General features: G+C 49.3%; 12 protein-coding genes and 3 tRNA genes. 3 read left to right on the top strand and 12 right to left on the bottom strand.

Features of this window, described 5'->3' with window-relative positions; all coding sequences use genetic code 11:
- Positions 1-605: 605 nt before the first annotated feature.
- Positions 606-682 (bottom strand) — tRNA-Arg (locus KJY73_RS15335).
- A 260-nt stretch (positions 683-942) separates the two neighbouring features.
- On the opposite strand from KJY73_RS15335, the gene KJY73_RS15330 reads away from it, so the two are divergent.
- Entirely contained in the window at positions 943-1,278 is a 336-nt protein-coding gene (locus tag KJY73_RS15330; protein WP_214344557.1) for a DUF6795 domain-containing protein, read from the top strand.
- Positions 1,279-1,713: 435 nt separating this feature from the next.
- Here the strand turns inward: KJY73_RS15330 and KJY73_RS15325 are convergent.
- From KJY73_RS15325 to KJY73_RS15305, 5 genes are all read right to left on the bottom strand, one after another.
- Positions 1,714-1,790 (bottom strand) — tRNA-Arg (locus KJY73_RS15325).
- Positions 1,791-1,826: 36 nt separating this feature from the next.
- Positions 1,827-1,916: transfer RNA gene (locus tag KJY73_RS15320), tRNA-Ser, on the bottom strand.
- A 212-nt stretch (positions 1,917-2,128) separates the two neighbouring features.
- The gene (gene csrA / locus KJY73_RS15315; protein WP_188688561.1) at positions 2,129-2,335 is read right to left on the bottom strand and encodes a carbon storage regulator CsrA; all 207 of its coding nucleotides are present in this window, start codon (positions 2,333-2,335) and stop codon (positions 2,129-2,131) included.
- 149 nt (positions 2,336-2,484) lie between these two features.
- Positions 2,485-5,082: an alanine--tRNA ligase gene (alaS, locus tag KJY73_RS15310; RefSeq protein ID WP_214344556.1), complete on the bottom strand. Its 2,598-nt coding sequence runs from the start codon at positions 5,080-5,082 to the stop codon at positions 2,485-2,487.
- A gap of 174 nt (positions 5,083-5,256) precedes the next feature.
- The gene (locus KJY73_RS15305) at positions 5,257-5,715 is read right to left on the bottom strand and encodes a regulatory protein RecX (protein WP_214344555.1); all 459 of its coding nucleotides are present in this window, start codon (positions 5,713-5,715) and stop codon (positions 5,257-5,259) included.
- A 49-nt stretch (positions 5,716-5,764) separates the two neighbouring features.
- On the opposite strand from KJY73_RS15305, the gene KJY73_RS15300 reads away from it, so the two are divergent.
- Positions 5,765-6,916, top strand: a complete 1,152-nt coding sequence (locus KJY73_RS15300) for a GNAT family N-acetyltransferase (RefSeq protein ID WP_214344554.1) — start codon at positions 5,765-5,767, stop codon at positions 6,914-6,916.
- 48 nt (positions 6,917-6,964) lie between these two features.
- Positions 6,965-7,807, top strand: a complete 843-nt coding sequence (locus KJY73_RS15295; protein WP_214344553.1) for a substrate-binding periplasmic protein — start codon at positions 6,965-6,967, stop codon at positions 7,805-7,807.
- Here the strand turns inward: KJY73_RS15295 and KJY73_RS15290 are convergent.
- The 6 genes from KJY73_RS15290 to metA all read right to left on the bottom strand — a co-directional run bounded on the left by KJY73_RS15290 (position 7,804) and on the right by metA (position 14,600).
- Complete coding sequence (locus tag KJY73_RS15290) at positions 7,804-8,397, bottom strand: DUF938 domain-containing protein (RefSeq protein ID WP_214344552.1); 594 nt, start codon at positions 8,395-8,397, stop codon at positions 7,804-7,806. The genes KJY73_RS15295 and KJY73_RS15290 overlap by 4 nt on opposite strands.
- Positions 8,390-8,881, bottom strand: coding sequence for a WbuC family cupin fold metalloprotein (locus KJY73_RS15285; protein WP_214344551.1), 492 nt, complete (start codon positions 8,879-8,881; stop codon positions 8,390-8,392). Before KJY73_RS15285 ends, KJY73_RS15290 begins: the two co-directional genes overlap by 8 nt.
- 142 nt (positions 8,882-9,023) lie before the next feature.
- Complete coding sequence (locus KJY73_RS15280) at positions 9,024-9,734, bottom strand: hypothetical protein (RefSeq protein ID WP_214344550.1); 711 nt, start codon at positions 9,732-9,734, stop codon at positions 9,024-9,026.
- Between the two features lie 244 nt (positions 9,735-9,978).
- Positions 9,979-12,603 (bottom strand): methionine synthase, encoded by a 2,625-nt coding sequence (gene metH / locus KJY73_RS15275; RefSeq protein WP_214344549.1) that lies wholly within the window; start codon positions 12,601-12,603, stop codon positions 9,979-9,981.
- 15 nt (positions 12,604-12,618) lie between these two features.
- Positions 12,619-13,659, bottom strand: a complete 1,041-nt coding sequence (locus KJY73_RS15270) for a homocysteine S-methyltransferase family protein (protein ID WP_269813766.1) — start codon at positions 13,657-13,659, stop codon at positions 12,619-12,621.
- Between the two features lie 23 nt (positions 13,660-13,682).
- Complete coding sequence (gene metA / locus KJY73_RS15265) at positions 13,683-14,600, bottom strand: homoserine O-acetyltransferase MetA (RefSeq protein ID WP_214344548.1); 918 nt, start codon at positions 14,598-14,600, stop codon at positions 13,683-13,685.
- Between the last annotated feature and the right edge of the window lie 191 nt (positions 14,601-14,791).

Below are 14,791 nucleotides of genomic sequence, written 5' to 3'. Positions count from 1 at the left end.
GCCAGCTAAAGCTGTTCTAAAACACTCCCGGTGTTTTAGTTACCCCATCCCCGACGATATAAAAGAAAAAGCCCCGTTCTTTCGAGTTAGTGACTACGAGAGCACGCTACTGCGTGGAAGGATTACGCTGGGTTATCCCGCCCAGCGCCCTGCGGGCCGTCGCTGTGAAGCGCGACGTTCTAATTCGTTCCTGACGAATTGGTCGAACCTAAGGAGGCTTTACTTCGGCATCCTGCCTACGCCCTTTGGGCCAGCTAAAGCTGTTCTAAAACACTCCCGGTGTTTTAGTTACCCCATCCCCGACGATATAAAAGAAAAAGCCCCGTTCTTTCGAGTTAGTGACTACGAGAGCACGCTACTGCGTGGAAGGATTACGCCGGGCTATCCTGCCCGCCGCCCTGCGGGCCGTCGCTGTGAAGCGCGACGTTCAAAAATGCTCCTGGCATTTTTGTCGAACCTGGGAGGTTTTACTTCGGCATCCTGCCTACGCCCTTTGGGCCAGCTAAAGCTGTTCTAAAACACTCCCGGTGTTTTAGTTACCCCGTCCCTCGACGGAATATAAAAGAAAAAGCCCCGTTCTTTCGAACGGGGCTTTTTCTTTTATATGGCGCGTGTGGAAGGATTCGAACCTCCGACCGCCTGGTTCGTAGCCAGGTACTCTATCCAGCTGAGCTACACACGCATGATACTTAAATTCTTTGCTATACAGCGAAAATAAATTCACTTCCCTGTCACAGCGAGCGCGAATTCTACATGGCTCGCTAGGAAATGCAATAGTAGTAGGTGATTTTATTTGTGGCAACGCGCTAACCGGCTAAGGTCTGTTCGGCTTACGCGAAATAGTGGCTTATATTCTAGACTGAACCCAAACGAAGAAGGGATACCAATGGATGAAAATCAATATCGCTATTGTGTTGATAGAGCAGCTTGGGAGCGCAGGCAATGGGATTTTTTAAAAAAAATGTATGTTCTCTGCCATTGAGAACAGTGCTGATGAATGGTGAACCTGCCGAGGGTGTTAGAATATTACGCGGACACAGGTGGTCAGCCAATGATGAAGATAAGGAAGATAAGGAAGATTCTTCTATCACAGATAAAAACGGAAAGTTCAACTTACCAGCGATATACAGCAGCTCGCTAAGCATCTCTCTGCTTCCAACTCATGAACCAGGCATAAATCAGTATATGATCTTTGAATATCAGGGAAAAAATATGATGCTTGGAGCTTCTATAGAACAAACTATGAATCCGGTGGAGAAATGGGGATATCTCCTCTGAAACTGAGATGTGAACTAAGCTCAGAATTCAGAGAATACAACACAGACGACATGACAAAAAGTTACTTCGGAATCTGTGAAATTACCAGCTAGCCGAAAGAGGACTCACGATTCAGTGCGCAAGGACTAAATTGAGCTATCCAATGCCCTTTGGGCCAGCTAAAGCTGTTCTAAAACACTCCCGGTGTTTTAGTCACCCCGCCCCAGACGATATAAAACAAAAGCCCCGTTCTTTTGAGTTGGGGACTACAAGATCACGCTACTACGTGGAAGGATTACGCAGGGCTATCCTGCCCAGCGCCCTGCGGGCCGTCGCGGTAGAACGCGACGTTCCAATTCGTTCCTGACGAATTGGTCGAACCTGGGAGGTTCTTACCACATCCCAGACGATATAAAAGAAAAGCCCCGTTCTTTCGAACGGGGCTTTTCTTTTATATGGCGCGTGTGGAAGGATTCGAACCTCCGACCGCCTGGTTCGTAGCCAGGTACTCTATCCAGCTGAGCTACACACGCGTAAACTTTGAATCCTGCATTTACTCTAAGAGTAAATGGCGGAGAGAGAGGGATTCGAACCCTCGATAGGGGTTAACCTATACACCCTTAGCAGGGGTGCGCCTTCAGCCACTCGGCCATCTCTCCTCAATGTGGGGTCGCAGTTTAATGATTCACTGAAGTAAGTCAAACCTTTTTTATGCTCAAAAGTGTCGTTCGTTGAGCATTTAAGCAATTGAGACAATTTTCATTCAAAAGCTTAGGTTTTTGACAGTTTTTTATGCGAAAGCAGGAAAATGGAGTGGCAACCTAAAACAATAAAGCAGATAAGAAAAAGGCTGGTTACCCAGCCTGTTTTTTTATGCGTCGTCAGATGCGTCTTCACCCGGATACTGAGAGTTTTTCTCAGCCTGGATGCGCATATAAATTTCTTCACGATGCACAGATACTTCCTTCGGGGCATTTACGCCGATCCGAACTTGGTTTCCTTTGACACCCAATACAGTGACAGTCACTTCGTCACCAATCATAAGAGTCTCACCTACACGACGGGTCAATATAAGCATTCGCTTGCTCCTGTTCCGTTTTTCCAACAAGTCCTTACTTAAACCTAGCGTAATTCTCTGTTATCACAAGAGATTACCTAGTAGCCCTTCCTTGTTTTCCGTGTCACTTCAGAAAACCGGCCCGAATAACTCAAAAAGTGAGCGGCGGATTATAGCTTATCCGCCAGCCATGTCGACACGCCAGCCAGTGCTGCATCCAGATTTTCTGGCTGCGTACCACCAGCCTGCGCCATGTCAGGGCGACCACCGCCCTTACCGCCAACCTGTTGAGCAACAAAGTTAACTAACTCACCAGCCTTAACTTTATCGGTTAAATCTTTGGTTACGCCAGCGATCAAGCTGACTTTCTGGCCTTCAGCAACACCCAGCATTAAAACGCCAGATCCCAATTTATTTTTCAGGCTATCCATCAAATCGCGAAGGGACTTAGCTTCAACGCCTTCAAGCTTGGCAGCCAGCAATTTCACGCCATTGATCTCAACAATGTTACTCAGCATATCGGCACCGGCCTGACTGGCCAGTTTCTGCTTAAGCTGTTGGATCTCTTTTTCAAGGCCTTTGGCTTGCTCGAGTAACTGTCCAACCCGCTCCGGAACACTTTGCACATCAGACTTTAACTGGCTGGCCATGCCCTGCAGTTGCTGACTTTGTTGCTGGCTGTACGCCAATGCTGCAGCACCAGTCACAGCTTCAATACGACGTACACCTGAGGCAATACCGCTCTCGCTGACAATGCGAAGCAAACCAATATCACCTGTACGTTTGACGTGCGTACCACCACACAGTTCCATAGAGAATGCGCCCATGGATACCACGCGCACCTCGTCATCGTACTTTTCACCAAACAGTGCTTGCGCACCGGCCGCTTTGGCATCATCAATAGCCATCAAGCGTGTGGTTAGGTCGTGGTTCTCTCGTACCTGCTGGTTAACCATATTTTCAATTTCAACCAACTGCTCACGGGTAACCCCTTCAAAATGCGAAAAGTCGAAACGCAGTTTGTCAGGCTGAACCAATGACCCCTTTTGATTAACGTGCTCACCCAGTACATTTTTAAGCGCAGCATGCAGCAAGTGAGTGGCACTGTGGTTTAGTTTTATGGCCTGACGACGTGCCGTATCAATCTGTGCGTCAACCTTATCACCAACCGAAATAGCCGCTTCTGCCACACCTTTGTGGGCAATAGCATTACCTAATTTAACAGTATCAGTGACTCTGAATGCACCATTTAGCAGTTTCAGCACCCCGGTATCACCTACCTGACCGCCCGACTCGGCGTAAAACGGCGTGTTATCCAGTACCACAATACCTTGCTCACCGGTAGCCAGGCTGCTGACGGCATTTTGCAGGTTAAACAGCTCGACCACCTTGGCCATGCCTTCTTCCTGCTCATAGCCGGTAAACTCCGAGCTATTTTCGCTGGTCAACTGCGCATTGTAGTCGGCACCAAAGTTGCTGGCAGCCTGGGCACGCTTACGCTGCTCAGCCATGGCCGCCTCAAAGCCCTGCTCATCGATGCTGTAGCCTTTTTCACGGGCCACGTCGTTGGTCAAATCGGAAGGGAAGCCATAAGTGTCATACAGCTTAAACACCAACTCGCCCGGAATAACCTTACCATCCAGGTTTTCCAGCGCATCGGACAAAATCTGCATGCCACGCTCCAAGGTGCGGGCAAATTGTTCTTCTTCGGCTTTCAGCACCCGTTCAATAGTGGCTTGCTGAGATTTAAGTTCTGGATAGGCGGAGCCCATCTGTGCAACCAGAGACGCCACCAGTTGATAGAAGAAAATATCCTGGGCGCCGAGCTTGTAGCCATGGCGCACAGCACGACGAATAATACGGCGCAGTACATAGCCGCGTCCTTCATTGGATGGCAAAACGCCATCGGCAATCAGGAAGCTACAAGAGCGGATATGGTCAGCTACCACACGCAGTGACTTGTCTTCCAAATCTTTTGCGCCTGTCACCTTGGCGGTGTCTTTAATCAAGGCCTGGAACAGGTCAATTTCATAGTTGCTGTGCACATGCTGCAAAATAGCCGAAATACGCTCAAGACCCATGCCGGTATCAATAGAAGGCTTAGGCAAAGGCTCCATGCTACCGTCAGCCTGACGGTTAAATTGCATGAAAACCAAGTTCCAAATCTCAATAAAGCGATCGCCGTCTTCCTCAGGGGAGCCAGGAGGGCCACCCCAGATATGCTCGCCGTGATCATAGAAAATCTCGGAGCACGGACCGCAAGGACCGGTATCCCCCATTGACCAGAAGTTATCTGAGGTACCAATACGGATTATCTTCTCTTTAGGTATCCCGATTTCCTTTTCCCAGATATCAAAGGCTTCATCGTCCTCTGCATACACAGTAACCAGCAGCTTTTCCTTGGGCAGCTTGAGCTCGTCGGTCAGGAAATTCCACGCCAGGGCAATAGCTTCTTTTTTGAAATAGTCGCCGAAGCTAAAGTTGCCCAGCATTTCAAAAAAAGTGTGATGGCGGGCCGTATATCCCACGTTTTCCAGGTCGTTGTGCTTACCACCAGCACGCACGCAGCGCTGTGAAGATACCGCGCGGGTATAAGCACGTTTTTCAGCGCCCAAAAACACATCCTTGAACTGGTTCATCCCGGCATTGGTAAACAATAAAGTCGGGTCATCGGCTGGCACAAGAGAGCTACTGGAAACCTTCTGGTGACCGTGCCTGGCAAAGTAGTCCAAAAATGCGCTTCGAATTTCAGCAGTGCTAATAGTCATTTAACATCCCGGAAAAAAACTGTGAAAAAAACCTTTGAATTATTGCGGACGATATCATGAAAACTCGCCACCTGTCAGGTGCAATCATAAGTAATTACTAGCCTGTACCGCCTCAATTTATGCAACTTTCACCCCTTTGGCGGTGAAGCTGCCAACAAGAGTCGATATTTGCCATTATTCATCGATAAAGGCACTCTCGCAGGCAAAACGGATTTGCTCTCCATTAAAGCCTTTATACTGTAAATAACGCATACGCTTTTGCTGCTCTTTCCAATCTGCCGCAGGCTGTCGATACTTACGTTGATAGGTAGTCAATGCAGCAGCAAACCAGTCGACATCCAATTCATCCAGAGCCTGTTGAATAAAGTGATCAGCGACCTGACGCATACGTAGCTCAGCACGAATACGTGCTTCTCCCTGACCCTTTCCCACCCGCTGGCGGACGAAGCTTCCGGCAAACCGCGCATCCGACTGCCAGCCCCGCTCGGTAAATTCGGTTAGAATGGTCCGACTAAGCGCAGGGTCAAATTCTCTGGCGGTCAGCTTAACCATCAGCTCTGCCTGACTATGTTCCCGTCTGGCAAGCAACATAGTGAGGGTTTCTCTGATGATCTTGCGATCAGCATCTGTCATAGTTATCTGCACCTATATCTTCTTGCTCATATTGTAACGCTGTCCGGCCATGGATTTACAATTCACTTTTATCGATAGCCTTAAACGTATTCCTGCGTCTGAGTGGCAAACCTTAGGTCAAGATGCCGGCCCTTTTCTGGACTATGCATTTCTGGGGGCCTTGGAAGCGCATCATTGCGTGGGAGGAGATAGCGGCTGGCAGCCTTGCCATTTGCTGGTGAAAGACACATTGGGCCTGCTTGCCGCGCTGCCGCTTTATCAAAAGTCACACAGCTATGGTGAGTACGTGTTTGACTTTGCCTGGGCCGAGGCTTTTAGCAGATACGGAAAACGCTACTATCCAAAACTAGTGTCTGCCCTGCCTTTCACACCGGTTCCCGGCCAGCGCTTGCTAACACGTCCCGGCGTAAATGCTGCGGATTTATGGCCTGCAGTACTGGAACGCCTGAAAACTTATTGTCATGAAGCATCCTTGTCCTCACTGCATGTACTCTTCCCTCACCAAGAGGATGCTGTACAACTTGCCGAGCTTGGTGCCATGCAACGTCACTCTGTGCAGTTTCATTGGTTTAATCGCGGCTACAACGAATTTGCTGATTTTACGGCCACCTTCAGCTCCCGTAAGCGCAAGAACCTGCTTAAAGAACGTCGACGACTACTAGCAGCGGGTATCAGCTTCCATCGGCTAACGGGCTGCGCCATCACTGCCGAGCATATGCAAGACTTCTATCTGTGTTATCAACACACCTACCTGAAACGCTCAGGCCACAATGGCTATCTGAATAGTCGCTTTTTTGAGGCGTTACGACAAAATATGAGTAAGCGGCTACTACTTGTGCAAGCACGCATTAACGGCGATATGCTGGCCAGCGCATTGTTTTTTACTGACAAGCAAGGTCTGTTCGGCCGCTACTGGGGTTGTATGCAGGAAGTAGATGGACTGCATTTTGAAGTTTGTTACTACCAAGGCATCGAATATTGCATTGAACATGGCCTGCCATTTTTTAATCCAGGCACACAAGGCGAGCATAAAATTCAACGGGGGTTTGAACCAGTTTTGTGCTTCAGCAATCACTGGTTGGCAGACAACGCTTTTCATACAGCAGTGCAACATTATGTCGCCCAGGAAAAGTTGCAAATGGCTGAATATTATCGAGAAGCCACCAAACTACTTCCTTATTCACAACAGAATGCCACCTAAAGCGTTTTCCTAACTGCCAACAGCTGCTAGAGTCAAAGAAAATATCCAATGCGTCAAATTGCTGTGAAACTGTTGCGTGGTTTGTTTGTCATTCTGCTTCTAAATTCACCATGGGGACAGGCGAGTGAAATTGTGCATATGCATTTGGCGGTATCTGAGAGGCATGCACAAGGTCTGGCACGCCCGGGAGAATATCGTTTGTCCTGGCAGTTACTGGAGCGCGCGTTAGCCAATGACAAAGGCTTCGAAATCACCCCATCATCCTTGGCTTGGTCCTGGGCACAAACCCAGTTGCAACAGGGCAAACTGGATGCTGTTTTCTTTGCAGCCAAAACCACAGAACGCGCTAAGTGGGCGCAATTTAGCCCCCCGTTAACGCTGTCCAGAGCGGGATTTTTCAGCCTGCCTGGAACAAAAGCCCAGTCGCTATCCGAGCTAAAGGCTTCCAATGAGCTTATCGGCGTATTGCAAGGTACTGCACAAAATCAATTTCTATTGGACAAAGGATTTACCAATATCTATCCGCTGGTAGAGAGTGATGCACTGTTGCAGATGCTATTGGGTGGGCGAATCAAACATGCTTTTATCATAGAAACCCTGGCCAACTATTATTGCACACAGATGAATCAGGAGCAGCACCAACCCTGCCTGCAATCCGGTGAAGTACCGCAGGAAAACACCATTCATATTATGGGGAATCTCGGTGACCCGGCATTTTTGCACTTCTCTACAGCATTAACAGAAGGACTAAAACACCTCGTTGCCACCAATCAAGTTCTCCCTCTTTATAAGGAAAATAACTTATCATCAGACAGTTATGAAACGTGGCTTGCCCAACTTAACGCCTACGCAACAGACTTAAAAAGCCATCTAATACGAGAGCTGAATTAAATAAGTTTTTGCCAGACAAGCAGTTGATTGTTAGCCGGCATTTGAATTCGCTGCATCAGTGTCAATCCGCTTCCTGCAACCCAGCTTTGCAGTTCTGCAATGTCACGAATTCCGCCAAAGCCCTGACTTAACAGATGTTGGTCAAAGGCCTGATTACTGTCACTGGTATATTGACCATCGATATTAAAAGGACCGTACTGGCAAAACACCCCATTGTCAGTTAAGTTCTCGGCCACCATCTGCATCATCAGCTTAGCTTCTGGCACTTGCATAATGTGAGTGGTGTTAGCAGTAAACACGGTATCAAAACCGCCGTCTGGCCACTTATCCAGACCGACAGTAAAACAAATAGGGCGATGCAGATTGGCTGCGGGGAAATCATCTATCCAGGCGTTAATGCCAGCATGATTTTCCAGCCTGTCACTGGTTTGCCAATGCAAATGCGGTAACAAGGCGGCAAAGTACACCGCATGCTGTCCTGTACCCGAGCCGATCTCCAGCAAGCGTCGACTGCCACCAAGGCGCACTTTCAACACGTCCAAAATAGGGCCTTTGTTGTTTTCACAGGCTTGGCTGTATGGTTTACCCATTGAATTTATCTCCTACCTGGCAGCCTTTTAAACGCTGCAAAAATGCTTGTACCTCGGGCTCTCCTTCTGCTGGTGCCCAGTTGGCCATGTCTTCTGCAGATAATGCCTGATAAGGCCCTTGTTTGACTTCTAAAAAGGTCGCGGGTTGCTCCAGCGCCACCACGCTATGCCAAGTATCATGGGGAATTTCCAGGCCTCGTAACGGCCCTTGGGCGCAAAGCTCATGGTGAGCCAGTACTTCGCCCTCCTGACTGAAAATGACAAAAGATGCCGTGCCCTCCAGCATCAGGAAAAACTCCCATTTGTCAGATTGGCTATGCCGGTGGGGCCTGACATAAGAGTCTGGCATCAGGGTAATAAACAACCTCTGCACAGGATCGCTAAGATCACTGTGAATATTGTGGTTGAGCCGCCTTCTCGGGCTTTGCGCTGCGCCGTCCTGTAATTGCGAAAACAGCGAGTCGTCGAACAGTTGGATTGCCAAATAAAGTCTTCCAATAAGCAAAATATTGCATTTAGACTACCAGAAGCACCATACTCGAACACCTTTAACTACTCGTTTCAACCTGCCTGTGGATAAATGGCCAATCCAAGCAAACACAAGCAGGTCGAATACCTTTATTGCATTACCTACCAGTCTTGTTTAGGTTGCGCGTCCAAGCGAGCAACAGACCAGCAAGTGCAAACAGCATCAGAGGAGCGGGTTCACTTACCCCAACTGGGCGATCAGACACTTCTATGGCTGAACTAGCGACTTCACCGTTGTCACCTACCTCACCTATATACAGATAGAGTCCGGCCGTTGACAAAGCAGAGGTCAAGTTGAAGCTCAGCTTGCCGAGATCACCCATACTGAGAAATCCTGCAGCTCCCGGAATTGCGACTGTTGCGTTGCCATCAAAAGCGCCAAGTGTAGCCACAGTGTTGTCCACGCCATTCCCTGAGCTATTGGTACCAAATAGCTTGCTGTTCAATGGAGCCCGCTGCACACCCGGCGAGAAAAGCACACCATTGATATAATCAAATACCGACAGCCCCGTCAGCCCTGCCGCACATGAAGCCGTTGTACATAAGGTATTGGATAAGATAATGGCATCCAGATCGAAGCCACTAAACTGACCGGTAGCCCCACCAAGTCCACGACTGTCATCATTAATAGTGACGGACAAGATATTTGATAAGCCTATACCGCTAAGATCGGCCATGTAAATCGCTGTGCTAGCAGGTGAGCCCCCCGCCACACCAGACAGCTTGGTGAACGAGATTGGCGCAGCTTGTGTACTCGACAAGCAAAAAAACAAAGTAAAAAAAGCAAAAATTTGCTTACCACGATTCATATTCTTTTCTCCATAAGAACATTGTTATGATTTGAATCGCTACATCTTGATTCAACTCAGCCTAAGCAAAGGCCGAGCCAATTAAAAATTCACATATTTATCAAACAACTAACAAATAAACCTGTGACCTTCTGTAAATATTTATGACGAAACAGCCGGTTTGAATGATAAATAATTATTCTGAAATACAGGCCATAAAAAAGGGAGCTATGCTCCCTTTGTACTTAGTTAAAACAACCAGTGGTCAGCTTAAGTTAGGTGCCAGCCACTTTTCGGCGGTCTGTATATCCCAGCCCTTGCGCTGCGCATAATCTTCTAACTGATCAGACTGGATCTGCGCGACAGCAAAGTACTTGCTCTGTGGATGAGCAAAGTACCAACCTGAGACAGAGGCCCCAGGCCACATGGCGTAGCTGGAGGTAAGCTGCATACCAATTCGGCGCTCAACGTCCAGCAAATCCCAGATCTTCTGCTTTTCGGTATGCTCTGGGCATGCCGCATAACCTGGCGCCGGACGAATGCCTTGATACTTTTCACGGATCAGCTCGTCGTTATTAAGGTTTTCTTCGGCAGCATATCCCCAAATTTCCTTACGCACCCGCTCGTGCAGGTACTCGGCGAAGGCCTCGGCTAATCTGTCGGCCACAGCTTTGACCATAATGGCGTTATAGTCGTCGCCATCAGCCTTATATGCATCGGCCAGTTCATCTTCGCCAATGCCACCGGTTACCGCGAAGGCGCCGGTGTAGTCAGCTATGCCGCTGTCTTTAGTGGCAACAAAGTCGCTTAAGCAGTAGTTAGGAAAATCCAGCTTTTCGGTTTGCTGACGTAAATGACAGGCTGTGGTAAGCACCTGACTGCGACTGTCATCAGCATAGATTTCAATATCATCGCCAATGCGGTTAGCAGCAAATATGCCCACTACCCCTTTGGCCTGAATTTCACCGGATTGCTCAAAGCGGTCCAACATGGCATTAGCGTCGGCAAACAGCTTTTTGGCTTCCTCGCCCACCACTTCATCATCAAAAATGCGTGGGTACTTACCGGCCAGCGACCAAGTCAGGAAATACGGCGTCCAGTCTATATAGCGGCGCAACGTCGCGATATCCGCGGTAATTACCTGTACACCAAGCTGATTAGGCTTATGCGGCAGATAGTCGCTAAAATCGAGTTTTACATCGTTAGCGCGAGCCTGCTCCAAAGTAACTGGCTTAGTGCGCGGTTTTTTACGGGCATGCTGTTCGCGGACTTTTTCATACTCCACCGCCAGCTCGGCCGCATACTCGGCTCGGGCGGTAGCGGAGATAAGCTTCTGGCATACCCCCACGGCACGGGAGGCATTGGGTACATAAACTACCGGGCCATGATAATTCTGCTCAATTTTCACCGCCGTATGGGCCTTGGATGTGGTGGCACCACCAATCAGTAGCGGCAGCTCAAAGCCCTGACGCTGCATCTCTTTGGCCACATGCACCATCTCATCCAGTGACGGCGTAATCAGCCCCGACAGGCCAATCATATCGGCCTTTTGTTCACGGGCGGTTTGCAGAATTTTCTCGCAAGGCACCATCACCCCAAGGTCAATCACCTCGAAGTTATTACATTGCAGCACCACGCCAACAATATTCTTGCCTATATCATGAACATCGCCTTTTACCGTGGCGAGCAGAATTTTACCGTTGGACGAGCCGGCATTCTTTTCGTTTTCGATATAAGGCTGCAAATAGGCCACGGCACGCTTCATTACCCGGGCTGATTTCACCACCTGGGGCAGGAACATCTTACCTTCACCAAAGAGGTCACCTACCACGTTCATGCCATCCATTAACGGCCCTTCAATCACATGCAGGGGTTTTTCCGCTTCCTGGCGGGCAGCTTCAGTGTCTTCCTCGATAAAATCGGTAATGCCTTTGACCAGCGCATGCTCCAGTCGTTTACTAACCGGCCAGCCACGCCATTCCTGAGTTTCTTTTTCGACTTCTTTACCGTCGCCTCGGTATTTTGGCGCCAGTTCCAGCAAGCGGTCGGTAGCCTCGGGATGGCGGTTAAGAATCACATCTTCCACCGCTTCTCGCAGTTCCAGCGGAATATCGTCATACACCGCCAACTGCCCGGCGTTAACGATGGCCATATCCATACCGGCCTTGATGGCATAGTACAAAAACACCGAGTGCATGGCCTCACGCACTGGTTCATTGCCACGAAACGAGAAAGACACGTTCGACAAACCGCCGGAGATATGGGCATGAGGCAGATGTTTACGGATCTTTCGGGTGGCATTAATAAAGTCCACCGCGTAGTTGTTATGCTCTTCGATACCGGTAGCGACCGCAAATATATTGGGGTCAAATATAATGTCTTCCGGCGGGAAACCGACTTTTTCGGTCAGTAACTTGTAGCTGCGCTGACAGATCTCGAACTTACGCTCCTCGGTGTCGGCCTGCCCCACTTCATCAAAAGCCATAACCACAGTTGCAGCGCCATAACGTCTGATGAGTTTAGCCTGATGCAGGAACTGCTCTTCACCTTCTTTAAGGCTGATGGAGTTAACGATAGCCTTGCCCTGCACGCATTTAAGCCCGGCCTCAATCACCGACCACTTAGATGAGTCGATCATCACGGGCACACGGCTGATATCCGGCTCAGAGGCAATCAGATTTAAAAAGCGCACCATGGCCGCTTCAGAGTCCAACATGGCTTCATCCATGTTGATATCAATCACTTGCGCGCCGTTTTCGACCTGCTGGCGGGCCACTTCCAATGCGGCTTCATAATCGCCTTCCAGAATCAGGCGTTTAAAGCGGGCCGAACCTGTGACGTTGGTACGCTCGCCGACGTTAATAAAGTTGGCGCTGGCTTGTTGAGTCATGCTTACCTCGGTCTGTTACTGTACAAATGGCTCAAGGCCGGACAGGCGTAATTTCACCGGCAATCTGGGGGGCACCCTTGGCGCCTTGCCCGCTACCGCGTCAGCCAGAATGCGAATATGTTCAGGGGTGGTGCCACAGCAGCCGCCGACAATATTCAACAAACCTGCATCGGCCCACTCGCGGATATGCACGGCCATCTCTTCCCCATCCATATCGTATTCGCCAAATTCATTAGGTAGACCCGCATTGGGGTGCGCAGATACCGCGCATTCACAGACATCACTGAGCTCTTGAACATATTGACGCAGCAAATCCGGTCCCAACGCACAGTTAAGGCCGAACGACAGCGGTTTAATATGACGCAGTGAATAGTAGAAAGCTTCGGTGGTTTGTCCGGACAAGGTACGGCCGGAGGCATCGGTAATAGTACCGGAGATCATCACCGGCAAGGATTGACCGCGCTTTTCAAACACGTTTTCTACCGCAAAGGCCGCCGCTTTGGCATTTAAGGTATCGAAGATGGTCTCGATAAGAATAATATCCGCGCCACCTTCCATCAGTGCCTGGGTGGCCTCCTCATAGGCTTCCACCAGCTCATCGAAAGTGACATTGCGCTTACCAGGGTCGTTCACATCCGGGGAAATTGACGCGGTACGGTTGGTGGGACCTAACACCCCTGCCACATAGCGTGGTCGCTCTGGCGTACTGTATTTTTCACAGGCCTGCTTTGCCAGTCGGGTGGCCTGCAGATTAATTTCATACACCAGTGACTGCATATCATAGTCAGCCATGGCGATAGAGGTCGCATTAAAGGTATTGGTTTCCAAAATGTCGGCACCAGCTGCCAGGTATTTTTCGTGGATTTCACCAATCATGTCCGGCTGGGTTAATACCAACAAATCATTGTTGCCCTTGATATCCATATGCCAGTCGGCAAAGCGTGTGCCTCGGTAATCAGCTTCTTCCAGCTTGTACTGCTGGATCATGGTCCCCATCGCGCCATCCAGGATCAGGATGCGGGATTTCAGGGCCTCTTCAATGGGCTTGAGCTTCAACTAAACAATCCTCTTCGTGCCTTTCAGGCGATATCTGACAAATTAAACGGGGTTTCCTGATACACATAGTAATTCAGCCAGTTGGTGAACAACAAATTACCATGGGAGCGCCAAGTGACCAGCGGTGCTAAGCAAGGGTTATTACCAGGAAAGTAGTTATCCGGTACAGCAGGCGCCAAACCAGCATCCAGGTCCCTTTGATATTCACCCGCCAAGGTATCTGGATCATACTCGGGATGCCCCGTCACAAAGACTAAACGTTTATCCCGCGTAGCTGCCAGATACACGCCGGCTTTTTCCGACGTAGCCAGCACCTTGAGCTCAGGCACTGAATGATAAGTCTCCAATGGAATCTCGCCAAAGCGTGAATGGCAGGCGTTAAACACCGGATCAAAACCGCGCAGCAACTCATCATGCTCTTCGTTGACCTGATGACTGAATACGCCAGACAATTTATGCTCGCGTAAGCGGCGGTCGATACCAAAATAATGATACATAGCAGCATGGGCTGCCCAGCATAAAAACAGTGTGGATTGCACATGTCGGCGAGCCCAATCGAGCACAGTTTGCATCTTATCCCAGTACTTCACCGCCTCGTAATCCAGCAGCGCAAGCGGCGCACCTGTCACAATCAAACCATCATATTTCTTATTAGCGATATCATCGAACTGGTGGTAGAACGCGTCCATATGCGCCTTAGGGGTATTTTTCGGCGCTTCATTATCGATGCGAATCAGGTCCACGTTGATCTGCAGCGGCGTGTTGGACAACAGCCGCAGCAACTGAATTTCGGTTTCAATTTTGTTCGGCATCAGATTGAGGATCCCCACTTCCAAGGGGCGAATATCCTGATTGGCTGCGCGTTCCATTCCCATCACAAAGATGTTCTCTTCACCTAATACATCCTGTGCGGGCAAATCATTGGGAATACGAATTGGCATAGCAGTCCTCCGAACTAGTGAACAAGTAGCCTTAAGCTGGCTATGTAGGGCATCTTGCCAAGACGTCTGGAAATGTCAACCTCTTTACGTCTAGACGTCCAAATGATTTTTATGTGGAATGGAAAGCTCTCTCTACAGTGATGTTTTAGAACAGCTACGCCAGATGAAAAGCTTTTCCAAAAACGCCTTTC

It is taken from the genome of Bowmanella yangjiangensis, from assembly GCF_018531185.1.
GTDB classification, from domain to species: Bacteria; Pseudomonadota; Gammaproteobacteria; order Enterobacterales; family Alteromonadaceae; genus Bowmanella; species Bowmanella yangjiangensis.
Note: the sequence above shows the minus strand (reverse complement) of the source record. Positions and strands in the feature narration are given on the sequence as shown.

Bases quoted from the DNA above. Each gene is read 5' to 3' on its own strand.
- KJY73_RS15330 (WP_214344557.1), top strand. From the start codon at position 943: ATGGGATTTTTTAAAAAAAATGTATGTTCTCTGCCATTGAGAACAGTG.
- csrA (WP_188688561.1), bottom strand. From the start codon at position 2,335: ATGCTTATATTGACCCGTCGTGTAGGTGAGACTCTTATGATTGGTGAC.
- alaS (WP_214344556.1), bottom strand. From the start codon at position 5,082: ATGACTATTAGCACTGCTGAAATTCGAAGCGCATTTTTGGACTACTTT.
- KJY73_RS15305 (WP_214344555.1), bottom strand. From the start codon at position 5,715: ATGACAGATGCTGATCGCAAGATCATCAGAGAAACCCTCACTATGTTG.
- KJY73_RS15300 (WP_214344554.1), top strand. From the start codon at position 5,765: ATGGATTTACAATTCACTTTTATCGATAGCCTTAAACGTATTCCTGCG.
- KJY73_RS15295 (WP_214344553.1), top strand. From the start codon at position 6,965: ATGCGTCAAATTGCTGTGAAACTGTTGCGTGGTTTGTTTGTCATTCTG.
- KJY73_RS15290 (WP_214344552.1), bottom strand. From the start codon at position 8,397: ATGGGTAAACCATACAGCCAAGCCTGTGAAAACAACAAAGGCCCTATT.
- KJY73_RS15280 (WP_214344550.1), bottom strand. From the start codon at position 9,734: ATGAATCGTGGTAAGCAAATTTTTGCTTTTTTTACTTTGTTTTTTTGC.
- metH (WP_214344549.1), bottom strand. From the start codon at position 12,603: ATGACTCAACAAGCCAGCGCCAACTTTATTAACGTCGGCGAGCGTACC.
- metA (WP_214344548.1), bottom strand. From the start codon at position 14,600: ATGCCAATTCGTATTCCCAATGATTTGCCCGCACAGGATGTATTAGGT.